This window comes from Dyella sp. BiH032 (assembly GCF_031954525.1).
Classification (GTDB): domain Bacteria; phylum Pseudomonadota; class Gammaproteobacteria; order Xanthomonadales; family Rhodanobacteraceae; genus Dyella_D.
Map to the genome: position 1 here is coordinate 694,690 of NZ_CP134867.1, position 12,391 is coordinate 707,080.

Genomic DNA, 12,391 nt, shown 5'->3' on the forward strand with positions numbered 1-12,391 from the left:
AATATCTGCACCGACGAGTTCTCTTATGAACTCCGTCCCCCGCCACCCCGGTATCGGTTCCCCTCCCTCCCCCCGTCCGATACCGGGGTTTGGCCTTTTCCCTCCCGCTCTTATCCTTGTCCTGGAATCGGACGTCTCCGATGGTTGCGGAGATCGCCCGCCACGAGACTGCGCGACTCCATGGCGCGGATGTCCCGGGCCAACGACGAGGGAACGCGAATGAGCACGCTTCAGATCAGCCTGATGCTCGCGGGCATGCTGGGAATCGGTTTTCTCGCGCAATGGCTGGCCTGGAGAGTCCGGCTTCCCGCCATCCTGTTCCTGCTGCTGGCCGGCATCCTGCTGGGGCCGGTGACGGGCGTGCTCCATCCGGACAAGTTGCTGGGCGATCTACTTTTTCCGATCGTCTCGCTGGCAGTTGCGGTGATCCTGTTCGAGGGAAGCCTGACTCTGCGCTTCGACGAACTGCCCGGCATTGGCCATGCCGTGCGCGGGCTGGTGACGTATGGCGCCGTGGTGGCGGTCGTGCTGCTGGCAGTGGCCGGGCACTACCTGGCCGGCTTGCGCTGGGAAATCGCCTGGCTGTTCGGCGCGCTCACCTGCGTCACCGGTCCGACGGTAATCGCGCCCATGCTGCGCACCGTGCGGCCCAATGCGCGCGTCGCCAACACGCTGCGCTGGGAAGGCATTGTGATCGATCCACTCGGTGCACTGTTCGCAGTGCTGATCTATGAAGCGATCGTGTCGCGTCACCAGGGCCATACCATTGGGATCTTCCTGGCGACCATCGCTTGCGGTTGCGCCGTGGGCGCACTGGCCGCCTGGACTATGGGCTTCCTGCTGCGTCGCCAGCTGATTCCCGACTACCTGCAGAACTTCGGCGTGCTCGCCGCAGTGCTGCTGGCGTTCGGCCTCTCGAACGCCATGACCCACGAATCGGGCCTGCTCGCCGTGACCATCATGGGTATCGCGCTGGGCAACATGCGCGGTGTCCATATCGACGACATCCTCGACTTCAAGGAAAGCCTTACGACGCTGCTGGTATCCACGCTTTTCATCCTGCTCGCCGCACGCCTCGAATGGCCGTTGCCCGGCGGCATGCTGTGGGCGGGCATCGCCGTATTCGTCGCAGCGCAGGTCATCGTGCGGCCGGTCACCGTGGCGATATCCAGCATAGGAAGCGCGCTCAGCTGGCGCGAACGTGCCCTCATCGCATGGATATCGCCGCGCGGCATCGTGGCCGCTTCGGTCTCGGCGCTGTTCGCGTTGAAGCTGCAGGCGCTTGGCATGGAGGACGCGGCTCCTCTGGTGCCCCTGGTCTTCATCCTGATCATCGGTACCGTCGTGTTGCAGAGCGCGACCTCGCGGCCGCTTGCGCGCTGGTTGAAGGTCTCGGAACCCGACCCCAACGGGGTGCTCATTTTTGGTTCGGACGAAGTGCCCCGCGCCATCGCCAAGACGCTCAGCGACGCCGGCTTCCGCGTGGTATTGGCGGACGACGAGTGGGAAGGTGTCCGCGTCGCGCGCATGGAAGGGCTGACGACCTTCTACGGCAATCCCGCCTCCAGCTACGCCGAGCGCAACCTCGATCTCACCGGAGTGGGCACGCTGCTGGCGATGTCTACTCATCGCGAGCGCAATTCGCTGGTGTGCGTGCACTACCGCCAGGAATTCGGCCGCGACAAAGTGTATCTGCTGCGCAATCTGCCGCCACAGGAATCCAACGGACGCGCCATGCTTGCCGGCACCTTGCTGGCGCCGCCGCTGTTCGATGAGGACATGACGCACAGCCGGTTCGCGGAACTGCTGGCGCAAGGGTGGCGCATCAAATCCACGCGCCTGTCGGCCACCTTCGACTGGCCCCACTTCATTGAACAGTACGGCTCGCTCACCGTGCCGCTGTTCGGTGTCGACGACAAGGGCGTGCTGCGCGTGGCCTGCGCCCATCGCGAACTGGAGCCGCGTCCCGGCTGGCTGGTGATCGCACTGGTGCCGCCTGAAGCGATCAGGGTGTCCGCCGAGTAATCATGTACTCCCTGCGTGGCGGACGCCGGCGGGAACGCCCACCGGCGTCCGCGCCAGCTTCCCTGCTGGCGCCGCGCCAAGTTCAAGCCGCAGATGCCTGTCGTGCGTGGAACTGCGCTTCCTCGGTGGAGCCCTTCAGTGCCGTCGTGGACGATTGGCCCTGCTGAATCGCCTGGGTCACCTGGTCGAAATAACCCGTGCCCACTTCACGCTGGTGTTTCACCGCGGTGAAGCCGCGTTCGGCGGCGGCGAATTCGCGCTCCTGCAATTCCACGAAGGCGCTCATCTGCCGGCGCGCGTAGCCGTAGGCCAAGTCGAACATGCCGTAGTTGAGGCTGTGGAAACCAGCCAGCGTGATGAACTGGAACTTGTAGCCCATCGCGCCCAGCTCCTTCTGGAACTTGGCGATGGTGGCGTCGTCCAGGTTCTTCTTCCAGTTGAAGCTGGGCGAGCAGTTGTACGCCAGCAGCTTGCCCGGGAACTTCGCGTGGATCGCCTCGGCGAACCGGCGAGCTTCCTCCAGGTTCGGCTTGCTAGTTTCACACCAGACCAAGTCCGCATACGGTGCATAGGCCAGGCCGCGGCTGATCGCCTGGTCCAATCCGGGGCGCACGCGGAAGAAGCCTTCGACGGTACGTTCGCCAGTGACGAACGGCTTGTCGTTGTCGTCGATGTCGGAGGTGAGCAGGTCCGCCGCGTCGGCATCGGTGCGGGCCACGATCAGCGTCGGCACGCCCAGCACGTCGGCGGCCAGGCGCGCGGCGGTGAGCTTGTCGACCGCCTCGCGGGTCGGTACCAGCACCTTGCCGCCCATGTGGCCGCATTTCTTCACGGAGGCGAGCTGGTCCTCGAAATGCACGCCCGCAGCGCCGGCCTCGATCATCGCCTTCATCAGCTCGAACGCGTTGAGGACGCCGCCGAAGCCGGCTTCCGCGTCGGCCACGATCGGCACCATCCAGTCGATCTCGTCGTTGCCTTCTGCGTGATGCAGCTGATCGGCGCGCAACAGCGTGTTGTTGATGCGCTTGACCACCTGCGGCACGGAGTTCGCCGGATAGAGCGACTGGTCCGGATACATCTCGCCGGCCAAATTGGCGTCGGCGGCCACCTGCCAGCCGCTGAGATAGATGGCCTGCAGGCCGGCCTTCACCTGCTGCATAGCCTGGTTGCCGGTCAGCGCGCCGAGCGCGTTGACGAAGTCTTCCTTATGCAGCGACTTCCACAACCGCTCGGCACCGTGGCGCGCGATCGAATGCTCGATGTGCACCGTGCCGCGCAGGCGTGCCACGTCCTCGGCAGTGTAGTTCCGGCGAATGCCGCTCCAGCGGGGGCTGTTCTTCCAGTCGAGAGCGATCTGTTCGGCGCTGGGCAAGTCGGTGGTGCGCAGGGCGTTCTTCATGACAATGACTCCTGGATGGCTTAGAGCGTCGACGGCGTTCGCGTGGGGCTCAGGCGAGACGGTCGTAAGCAGGCAAGGTGAGGAAGTCGCCGAGCTGATCGGCGTGGGTCAGGGCAGACAGCAGGGCGGCCGCCTCGTCCGCGCGCGCGGCGCCGGGATGCGTACTCGCGCGCAGGCGGTGGGTATGTGCGGCCAGCGCCTGGTCGAACAGCGCGAAGTCGATCGGCGCGTGGTCGGGAAATTCCAGCCCGCCGCCTGAGGACATATCCCCGGTCCGATGGCCAGGATGGTGCAGCCACTGCCACAGCTGGGCGCGGGCGATCTCCGCGGTGGCGGCGTCTTCCATCAGGTGGTGGATCGGCACGCAGCCCAGGCCGTCCAGCCATGCGGCGGTGTAGCGCAGGGCCACCTCGACGTTGTTGTCGAAGCCGGCACGGCTGATCGAGCCTGCGCAAGGGGCGATCAGTTCATCGCGCGTCACGTGCACGTCCGCGCGCGTCACGTTGAGCTGGTTCGGCGAGGGCATGTACTTGTCGAAAATCTCCCTCGCCACGGGGACCAGCGCGGGGTGCGCCACCCAGGTGCCGTCGTGGCCGGCCTGCACTTCGCGCAGCTTGTCGGCACGAACCTTGGCCATGGCCGCTTCGTTCGCGGCTTCGTCGCCCTTGATCGGAATCTGCGCCGCCATGCCGCCCATGGCGAAGGCCCCGCGGCGATGGCACGTCTGGATGAGCAGCTCCGAATAGGCCTTCAGGAACGGCACCGTCATCTGCACCTGCCCGCGCTCGGGCAGCAGGCGATCGTGATGGGCACGCAAGGTCTTCAGGTAGGAAAAGATGTAGTCCCAGCGGCCGCAGTTGAGCCCCACTGCGCGGTCGCGCAGCGCATGCAGGATCTCGTGCATCTGGAACACGGCCGGAAGCGTTTCGATCAGCACCGTGGCCTTCATGCAGTTCGCTGGCAGGCCAAGGGCGTCTTCCGCCGCGGCCATGACCTCGTTCCAAAGCGCGGCTTCTTCCATCGCTTCCAGCTTGGGCAGGTAGAAGTAGGGGCCGCGATCGCGCGCCTGCAGCGCGCGGGCGTTATGGAAGGCGAACAGGCCGAAATCGACCAGCGCGCCGGACATCGGCTCGCCGTCCACCGTGAGATGGCGCTCGGGCAGATGCCACCCGCGCGGACGGACGACCAGCACGGCGGGCTCGTTGCCGACGCGATAGGTTTTGCCTTCGGGCGAGGTGTAGCCGATGGTGCCGTTGACCGCGTCGCGCAGATTGATCTGGCCTTCGAGCTGATTGGCCAGCGTCGGCGCGCTGGAATCCTCGAAATCGGCCATGAACACCTTCGCTCCCGAGTTCAAGGCATTGATGATCATCTTGCGTTCGACCGGACCGGTGATTTCCACCCGGCGGTCCTGCAGGGCGGCGGGAATGCGGGCCACGGTCCACTGGCCTTCGCGGATCGCCGCGGTATCAGCCCGGAAATCCGGCAGCTCGCCGGCGTCGTAGCGGGCCTGGCGCTGGCGGCGCGCCGCCAGCAAAGCCAGCCGGCGGGCGTTGAAGCGGCGGTGCAGGCCAGCCAGGAAAGCCAGGGCATCGGGGGTGAGGACGGTCTCGTGGCCGGGGCCGGTCCGGCCCTGGATCCGGACGGGCAGGTCGGCGAGGCGCTCCTGTGGGACAGCCATGGTGATCTCCGTGATGACGATGGAGTGACACTAGGCTCCGGAGATAGGCTTTGACAAAGCGAATGTTTCAATCTTAGATATTGGCTTTCTTAATGAAAATTGCAATCGACTGATTTGGAGCGCATTTTATGCCCGCCGACAAGCTGAACCGACCCCGGAAAGCGCATAAGTCGCCCCCCAGGCGGCGCGCAGGAGATGTGCAGCCCCCTGACGGGGCGTCGCGCTTCTACTACAAGGGCAACCGGCAGAAGCAGCTGCGGGCGTTCGTCTACACCGTCAAGCTGGGCACCCTTACCCGGGCCGCCGAAGCGCTGTATCTGTCTCAGCCTAGCGTGAGCCTTCAGCTCCAGGCCTTGGAACGGGAGCTGGACGTGCGCCTGCTGGAGCGCAGCCGGCGACGCATCAACCTCACCGACGCCGGTGAGGCGCTGTACGAGCTGGCGCGCCCGCTGGTAGAAGGCTGGGAGTCGCTGGACCGGGACTTCCAGGCCAAGGTGAAGGGGCTCCAGAGCGGTCGCCTGGTCATCGCCGCGGGCAATTCCACCATCCAGTACCTGCTGCCGGACCTGGTGCGTCGCTATCGGGAGCGCTTTCCTGCCGTGCAGCTGCAATTGGCCAACGTCACCGGCAAGGATGGGTTGGCGCTGCTGCGCGCGGACGAGGCGGATTTCGCGGTCGGCTCGATGCTGGACGTGCCCAACGACATCGCCTGGGCGCCGGTCTATCACTACGACCCCATGCTGATCATGCCGCCGGACCATCCGCTGGCCGCCAAGGCGAGCATCAGGCTGGAGGACCTCTCGCCTTATGGCCTGATCCTGCCACCCCAGCGCCTGTCGACGTACCGTCTGGTGGATCTGGTATTCCAGCAGCGCCAGGTGCCGTACCACGTCGCGATCGAAGTCGGCGGGTGGGACGTGATCAAGGAATACGTAGCGATGGGGCTAGGCATTTCCATCGTCACCGGCATCTGCATCACCGAGGCCGATCGCGCGCGCCTGGCGGTGCGCAACCTGCGCCAGTACTTTCCGCAGCGCGCCTATGGCGTGGTGATGCGCAAGGGCAAGTTCCTCAGTACCGAAGCGCGGGCGTTCGTGGACCTGATCCGCCCCGGCCTGCTGACACACCGCGACTACGACGAGCCAGGGCACTCCGAGCGTTGAAGGCGCGACTTACTGCTGTCGCTGCATCGCCAGGCGGACGCCGAAACCCAGCAATACCGTGCCGCAGGCGCGATCCATCCATTGCCCCAGATGCGGCCGCGCGTCGAGCAGGCGATGTACCTGGCCACCCAGCATGGCCAACACCATCGACCAGACCATGCCGACGCCGATGAAGCTCAACCCCAGCACGGCGAGTCCCAGCTGCGGATGCGGCGCCTGCATGGAAACGAACTGCGGCAGGAACGCCAGGAAGAACAACGCCACCTTCGGGTTCAGCACGTTGGTGAGCATGCCCTGACGGAATGCCGCGCCGAGGCCGCGGCCGCGCGTCACCGTGGGCTGGCGGGCGCTCTGCTTTGCCAGCAGCATGCGCAGGCCGACCCAGACCAGATACGCCGCGCCGAGATACTTGAGCGCGGCGAAGGCCAGCGCCGACGTCATCAGGATCGCCGAAATGCCCAGCACTGCAGCGAGCGTGTGCACCAGACAACCGGTATTGATGCCAAGCACCGCCGCCACGCCGACGGTGCGCCCTTCGCGGCCGCTGCGGGCAAGGATGTAGAACGTGTCCAGCCCGGGTGTGAGCGCGAGCGCGATGCAGGCGAGGACGAAGGCGCCGAAATGCTGGATGCCGAGCACGTCCATCGGTGTCACTCCGTATTGCGGTGCTTGCCCCGATAGGGCCGGAACAGGGCGCGGATCTTTTCCATGTCCGCGTCGTGGTCGCCGGTGGCCTGCACGACTGGACCGAGCGTGAAGGTCTTCGTCGGATAGTCGATGAAGATGGTCTGGATCGGCACGGCGGCTTCGTGCGCGATGCGCAGGAAGCCAGATTTCCATTGCGTAACCTTCTTGCGCGTGCCTTCGGGCGTGATGCCGAGCCACATGCGTTCGCGCTGCTGGAAACGTTCCACCATCTGGCCGACCACGTTGAGCGCCGCTTTGCGGTTGATCGGGATCATGCCGATCGGGCGCAGGATGATGCCAAGCGGACCATCGAGCACCTCGCGCTTGATCATGATGTTGACCTCGATGCCAGCGCCGATCTTCATCAGGAGGCCCCACAGGCCGTCCCAGTACGAGGAATGCGGCGCGCCGATGAGGATCAGCTTCGGCACGTCCGGCAATGCACCCACCAGGCGCCACCCGCACAGCCGCAGCACGCCGCGCGAGAACCACGGCCAGAAGCGGCTGTTTAGCTTGGGCGCCGACGGCGGTGTCGGCGGCACGACGGGGTGGCTCATTCGGAACTCCAGGATCGCGAGCGCGTCTGCTTGATCTTCGATCGCTGCTGCTTGCCGGCCAGGCGACGCTCCTTGGAGGCGCGGGTCGGCTTGGTCGCGACGCGCGGCTTGGGCGGCGCCAGTGCGGCGCGGATGATCTCGACGAGCCGTTCGCGCGCGTCGTCGCGGTTGCGCGACTGGTCGCGGAAGCGGCGGGCCTGGATCACCAGCACGCCGTCCTCGGTGAGGCGGCGATCGCGACGAGACAGCAGCCGCTCGCGCACCGGGTCGGGCAGCGATGGCGAACGTGCGACGTCGAAGCGCAGCTCGACTGCGCTTTCCGTGCGATTGACGTGCTGGCCGCCGGGGCCGTCCGCGCGGAGAAAGCGCTCGGTCAGTTCGGCTTCGGGCAGCGCTAGGGATCGGCTGACGATAAGCATGGCGCGCAGTGTAGCGGGGGGCAGGGCACGACGCTTGACCGGCGTCACGCGCCGGTCGGCAGGGACCAGCCGAAGCGTTCGAGCACGCTGGTGAAGGCGGCGTCCAGCGGGGCTTCCAGCCGCATCGGCTGGCCGCTGAGCGGGTGCGCGAAGCGGAGACGCCAGGCATGTAGCAGCATGCGATGACAGCCGAAGTACTGCTTGTAGAGGCGGTTGTGATCGCTGCGGCCGTGCTGGCAGTCGCCGATCACGGGATGGTGGAGATGCGCCATGTGCTTGCGGATCTGGCGGAAGCGGCCGGTCTCCGGCTCGGCCAGTACCAGCCCGTAGCGCTGCTGCGGATAACGGCCCAGCGCGATCGGCACCTCCACCGTGGCCAGCCGGCGATAGCGCGTGCGTGCGTCGCGCCGCGGACCGGTGTCGCGCGAGCCGGGCAGGGGATAGTCGACCAGGCCCTCCTCCGGTTCGGGCCAGCCGCGCACCACGGCGAGATACTGCTTGTGCACGTCGCGACCCATGAACTGCTCGCCCAACGCCGCGGCGACTTCCGGCGAGCGCGCGACGAGCAGCACGCCGCTGGTGGCGCGATCGAGCCGATGCGCCAGATGCACGGCACCGCCGACCTGTTCGCGCAGCACGTCGATCAGGAATTCATCGGCGTTACCTACCAGCTTGGAGCGATGCACGGCCAGACCCGCGGGCTTGTTCACCGCGATCAGGGCGTCATCCTGGTAAAGGAGATCGAGAATGGTCATGCGTCGTGCCGCGTGGAGGCGGCATATCCTTTAGTCAGCGGCGCGGCCAGCCCGCGGCGAAGGCGACCAGTCCAGCCGCGGCGGCGGCGAGCGGCGGCCAGCTGCCGTGCTCCGGCGTGGCGAGGGCCCACAGCAAGGCGGCGCTGACCAGCAGCGCACCGCCGAGCAGGCCGGTCGATACCGCGCGCTGCTGGCGCCGTGCGAGTTCCTGTCGTTGCCGCAGCGCCGCTGGATCGGCCAGCTGGCGCTGCTCGCCGCGCGCGGTCTGGCGCAGCGCGTCGCGGATCAACTCGGGGAACTGAGGTGCGGCGTGAAACCATTCCGGCAGGCGCTTGCGCACCTCGCGCAGCGTGCGGCGGGGGCTGTAGCGCTCGCGCAGGATGCGCTTGAGCACCGGATGCGCGACGGCCCAGATGTCGATCTCAGGATCGAGCATGCGGCCCACGCCTTCGATGTTGAGCAAGGTTTTCTGCAACAGGATGAGCTGCGGTTGCAGGGTGAGTTCGAAGCGCCGCGCGGTCTGGAACAGCTTTACCACCAGCTCGGCCAGCGAGATCTGCGAAAGAGGGCGGGTGAAGTAGGGCTCGCATACGGTGCGCACGGCCGCTTCCAGCTCGTCCATGCGCACGGTGTTGGGCATCCAGCCGGCGTCGACGTGCAGTTGCGCGATGCGCGCGTAGTCGCGCTCGAACAACGCGATGAAATTCTGCGCGAGCCAATACTGGTCCGCCTCCGGCAGCGAACCCATGATGCCGAAATCCAGCGCGATGAAACGCGGCTCGGCGGACCGCGCCACGTCGACCCAGATGTTGCCGGGATGCGCATCGGCGTGGAAGAAGTTGTCGCGGAAGACTTGTTCGTAGAACACGCGCACGCCCTTCGCAGCGAGCGCCTTGCGGTCCACGCCGGCGGCATCGATGGCGGCGATGTCGTCGCAGCTCACGCCGCTGACGCGTTCGAGCGTCAGCACGCGCGCGGCGGTCAGCTCCCAATGCACCTCGGGAACGTACAGGTCCACGCCGCTCTGGAAGTTGCGGCGGAGCAGGCTGGCGCTGGCGCCTTCGCGCTGCAGGTCCAGTTCGTTCTCCAGCATCTTCTCCACTTCCGCCACGACATCGAGCGGGCGGATCTTGTCGGCATTGGGGTGCCAGCGCTGCGCGAGTTCTCCCAGCGAGTGCAACAGGCCGACGTCGCGCGCGATGCGCTCATCGATACCAGGGCGCAGCACCTTCACCACGACCTCGCGGCCATCGGGCAGGGCGGCAGCGTGCACCTGTGCGATGGAGGCCGACGCCAGCGGCGTTTCGTCGAAGCGGGCGAACAGCTGGGCTACCGGTGCCTTCAGTTCACGCTCGACGATGGCACGCGCTTCCGCGCCGGGGAACGGTGGCACCTGGTCCTGCAGCAGCGCCAGTTCGTCCGCAATGTCGGCCGGCACCAGGTCGCGTCGGGTGGACAGCACCTGGCCCGCCTTGACGAAGATCGGGCCTAGCTCGGTCAGGGCGAGCCGGATTCGCTCGCCGCGCGGCAGTTGGGCGACATCCGCGCGGGGGCGCGCGAGAAACGGGCGCAAGAGTTTCAGGGGACGGAACAGATGGGCGGCATCGACCAGCTCGTCGAGCCGATAGGCCAGCAGCACGGAGGCGACGCGCAGCACGCGCGGCACGACTTTCAGCGGCGTCACGCGGCGTTTCCTTTCAGCTTCTGCTCGAGCCGCGCCAGGCGCGACTCCAGGCGTTCGCTGCGTTCGCGCAGGGCGTCCACGCCATCGAGGAAGGTTTCTACTTCGCCGGGCGCCATGGCCACATGGGCCTCGTCGCGCAGCCAGTCCGCAGTGTCTTCGGCCAGATGGCTGCCGCTTTCGCGCGCATGGGCCAGCGCCTGACGCATCGCCCGGGCGAGCGGCACGCCCAGCACGTCGCCGAAGGTGCGGGCGAAGGCTTCCTCGACGTCCGGCGCGAACTGGGTGGCAAGCTTTTCGAGGCGGCGAGCGAGTTCGGCGTCGCCGGCGATGTCCACCTTACCTGGTGCTACGCCCTCGTCATCGCGGCGCACGGCCATTGCCAGCAGGCTGCCCGGCGTGGCGCGGACCCGCAGATGGCTGTCCTCCCGGGCTGGCCCGACTTCGAGGCGTCCCTCGCGTACGGCGATCGCCAGCGTCAGCTCCGGACCATCCAGATGGACCTGGATGCTGCGCCCTTCCAGCGCGGATACCCGCTGCTGGGTGTCAGGATCGAGCGAAAGCGCATGATTGAGCGCGGTCTGTAGTGCGCGGCCGGCGATCGCGCGCAACGGGCGCGGCAGCCAGGGTCGGGGGGCGGAGGCGGTCATGCCCGGCATTGTAGCGGCAGGGCACGGGCGCACGCCGCGCCGAGGTTTACAGGCCGACGAGGTAAAGCCTGGGGTCCACGCGCTGACCGCTGTGATGCACTTCGAAGTGCAAGTGCGCGCCGGTGGAGCGGCCGGTCGAGCCGACCTTGGCGATGACGGCGCCCGCGTCCACGATCTGCCCGGCTTTCACCAGCAGTTTGGAAGCGTGCGCGTAGAGCGTGCGGTAGCCGGGGCGGTGCTCAATCACCACGACATTGCCATAGGCGGCCTGATGGCCTGCCAGGATCACCTTGCCGCCCGCCACGGCGTGGATCGCCGTGCCTTGGGGAGCACCGAAGTCGATGCCGGAGTGGAACTTGCGGGTGCGCTTGAACGGATCCGTGCGATGGCCGAAGTGCGAGGTCACGCGCGCGAAGTCGATGGGCATCAGCTTGACGTCCAGGCCGGCGAGTTGGTCGAGGCCGAGCGGTTCATCCGCGTCTTCGTGTTCCTCGGACTCGGCCGTGACTGAGGGGGCGTCCGCCGCGGCGATCGCGGCCGGCATGGTTGCTGGAACCGGGGACTCGAGCGGCCGCATCGTTCGTCCGGCCGTCGTGAGGGGGGCGAGCAGCAGGGCAGTGATGACGGCGTAAGCCAGGGCCAGGCGTCGCGCGGGCAATCGATAAGCGAGGCGTTTCAGCAGAGGCATGGCGTACTCCGCGGCCGCACGCGGCCGTCGCCCGGCGCGGCCGGGCGGTGGTGGTCGGATGGGAAAAGGCGGCTCAAGGACTGAGCGCAGACACCGTGCGGAAGTGCGTCGGTGTGGGGACTATTTCACCGAGAAAAGTCCGGCGGAGATATAAGAAACCTCGCAAACCCCTGCCGTGACTCAGGTTTGCGAGAGAGGCTCGTTCAGGCGGCGCCGTCGAAGCCGAACTGGCGCCACGCCTCGTAGACGGCGATGGCGACCGTATTGGACAGATTGAGGCTCCGACTGTCCGGCCGCATCGGCAGGCGCAGCCGGCAGGCTTCCGGGATGGACTCCAACACGTCGGAAGGCAGGCCGGCCGTTTCGCAGCCGAAGAGCAAGGCATCGCCCGGCGCGAAGCGCGCATCCACGTGCGCCACACGGCCGCGGGTAGAGAACGCGAACACCCGTGGATGCGCCAGGGTCGCCAGGCAACCGGACAGGTCGTCATGTACGGCCAGGTGCGCGTACTCGTGGTAATCCAGGCCCGCGCGACGCAGGCGCGCATCGTCGAGCTCGAAGCCCAATGGACGGATGAGGTGCAGCGAGGCGCCCGTGTTGGCGCAGAGGCGGATCACGTTGCCGGTATTCGGCGGGATCTCGGGATTGAACAGGATGACATGGAGCATCCGGCGATTATCAGGGAG

Annotated in this window: 12 protein-coding genes; 2 read left to right on the plus strand and 10 right to left on the minus strand. The window is 66.9% G+C overall.

Features of this window, described 5'->3' with window-relative positions; genetic code table 11:
- Nucleotides 1-219: 219 nt before the first annotated feature.
- Complete coding sequence (locus RKE25_RS03015) at nt 220-2,025, plus strand: sodium:proton antiporter (protein ID WP_311840791.1); 1,806 nt, start codon at nt 220-222, stop codon at nt 2,023-2,025.
- 82 nt (nt 2,026-2,107) lie between these two features.
- On the opposite strand, the gene aceA is transcribed toward RKE25_RS03015, so the two are convergent.
- The gene (gene aceA / locus RKE25_RS03020) at nt 2,108-3,424 is read right to left on the minus strand and encodes an isocitrate lyase (protein WP_311840792.1); all 1,317 of its coding nucleotides are present in this window, start codon (nt 3,422-3,424) and stop codon (nt 2,108-2,110) included.
- 49 nt (nt 3,425-3,473) lie between these two features.
- Nucleotides 3,474-5,105, minus strand: a complete 1,632-nt coding sequence (gene aceB / locus RKE25_RS03025; RefSeq protein WP_311840793.1) for a malate synthase A — start codon at nt 5,103-5,105, stop codon at nt 3,474-3,476.
- Between the two features lie 128 nt (nt 5,106-5,233).
- Here aceB and RKE25_RS03030 point away from each other — a divergent pair, with 128 nt between their 5' ends.
- Complete coding sequence (locus RKE25_RS03030; RefSeq protein ID WP_311840794.1) at nt 5,234-6,268, plus strand: LysR family transcriptional regulator; 1,035 nt, start codon at nt 5,234-5,236, stop codon at nt 6,266-6,268.
- Between the two features lie 9 nt (nt 6,269-6,277).
- On the opposite strand, the gene RKE25_RS03035 is transcribed toward RKE25_RS03030, so the two are convergent.
- The 8 genes from RKE25_RS03035 to RKE25_RS03070 all read right to left on the minus strand — a co-directional run bounded on the left by RKE25_RS03035 (nt 6,278) and on the right by RKE25_RS03070 (nt 12,373).
- Complete coding sequence (locus RKE25_RS03035) at nt 6,278-6,913, minus strand: LysE family translocator (protein ID WP_311840795.1); 636 nt, start codon at nt 6,911-6,913, stop codon at nt 6,278-6,280.
- Nucleotides 6,914-6,918: 5 nt separating this feature from the next.
- Nucleotides 6,919-7,512, minus strand: a complete 594-nt coding sequence (locus RKE25_RS03040) for a 1-acyl-sn-glycerol-3-phosphate acyltransferase (RefSeq protein WP_311840796.1) — start codon at nt 7,510-7,512, stop codon at nt 6,919-6,921.
- Nucleotides 7,509-7,931: an alternative ribosome rescue aminoacyl-tRNA hydrolase ArfB gene (gene arfB / locus RKE25_RS03045; protein ID WP_311842312.1), complete on the minus strand. Its 423-nt coding sequence runs from the start codon at nt 7,929-7,931 to the stop codon at nt 7,509-7,511. Before arfB ends, RKE25_RS03040 begins: the two co-directional genes overlap by 4 nt.
- 44 nt (nt 7,932-7,975) lie before the next feature.
- Nucleotides 7,976-8,680: a pseudouridine synthase gene (locus RKE25_RS03050; protein WP_311842313.1), complete on the minus strand. Its 705-nt coding sequence runs from the start codon at nt 8,678-8,680 to the stop codon at nt 7,976-7,978.
- A 40-nt stretch (nt 8,681-8,720) separates the two neighbouring features.
- Complete coding sequence (gene ubiB / locus RKE25_RS03055) at nt 8,721-10,361, minus strand: ubiquinone biosynthesis regulatory protein kinase UbiB (protein ID WP_311842314.1); 1,641 nt, start codon at nt 10,359-10,361, stop codon at nt 8,721-8,723.
- A 5-nt stretch (nt 10,362-10,366) separates the two neighbouring features.
- Nucleotides 10,367-11,017, minus strand: a complete 651-nt coding sequence (locus RKE25_RS03060; protein WP_311840797.1) for an SCP2 sterol-binding domain-containing protein — start codon at nt 11,015-11,017, stop codon at nt 10,367-10,369.
- 46 nt (nt 11,018-11,063) lie between these two features.
- A complete protein-coding gene (locus tag RKE25_RS03065) occupies nt 11,064-11,705 on the minus strand; it encodes a M23 family metallopeptidase (protein ID WP_311840798.1) in 642 nt (213 codons plus the stop codon).
- A gap of 203 nt (nt 11,706-11,908) precedes the next feature.
- A complete protein-coding gene (locus tag RKE25_RS03070; RefSeq protein WP_311840799.1) occupies nt 11,909-12,373 on the minus strand; it encodes a tRNA (cytidine(34)-2'-O)-methyltransferase in 465 nt (154 codons plus the stop codon).
- Nucleotides 12,374-12,391: the final 18 nt, after the last annotated feature.

Excerpts from the sequence above, each read along its gene's own strand:
- RKE25_RS03015 (WP_311840791.1), top strand. The coding sequence starts at position 220 with ATGAGCACGCTTCAGATCAGCCTGATGCTCGCGGGCATGCTGGGAATC.
- aceA (WP_311840792.1), bottom strand. The coding sequence starts at position 3,424 with ATGAAGAACGCCCTGCGCACCACCGACTTGCCCAGCGCCGAACAGATC.
- aceB (WP_311840793.1), bottom strand. The coding sequence starts at position 5,105 with ATGGCTGTCCCACAGGAGCGCCTCGCCGACCTGCCCGTCCGGATCCAG.
- RKE25_RS03030 (WP_311840794.1), top strand. The coding sequence starts at position 5,234 with ATGCCCGCCGACAAGCTGAACCGACCCCGGAAAGCGCATAAGTCGCCC.
- RKE25_RS03035 (WP_311840795.1), bottom strand. The coding sequence starts at position 6,913 with ATGGACGTGCTCGGCATCCAGCATTTCGGCGCCTTCGTCCTCGCCTGC.
- RKE25_RS03040 (WP_311840796.1), bottom strand. The coding sequence starts at position 7,512 with ATGAGCCACCCCGTCGTGCCGCCGACACCGCCGTCGGCGCCCAAGCTA.
- arfB (WP_311842312.1), bottom strand. The coding sequence starts at position 7,931 with ATGCTTATCGTCAGCCGATCCCTAGCGCTGCCCGAAGCCGAACTGACC.
- RKE25_RS03060 (WP_311840797.1), bottom strand. The coding sequence starts at position 11,017 with ATGACCGCCTCCGCCCCCCGACCCTGGCTGCCGCGCCCGTTGCGCGCG.
- RKE25_RS03065 (WP_311840798.1), bottom strand. The coding sequence starts at position 11,705 with ATGCCTCTGCTGAAACGCCTCGCTTATCGATTGCCCGCGCGACGCCTG.
- RKE25_RS03070 (WP_311840799.1), bottom strand. The coding sequence starts at position 12,373 with ATGCTCCATGTCATCCTGTTCAATCCCGAGATCCCGCCGAATACCGGC.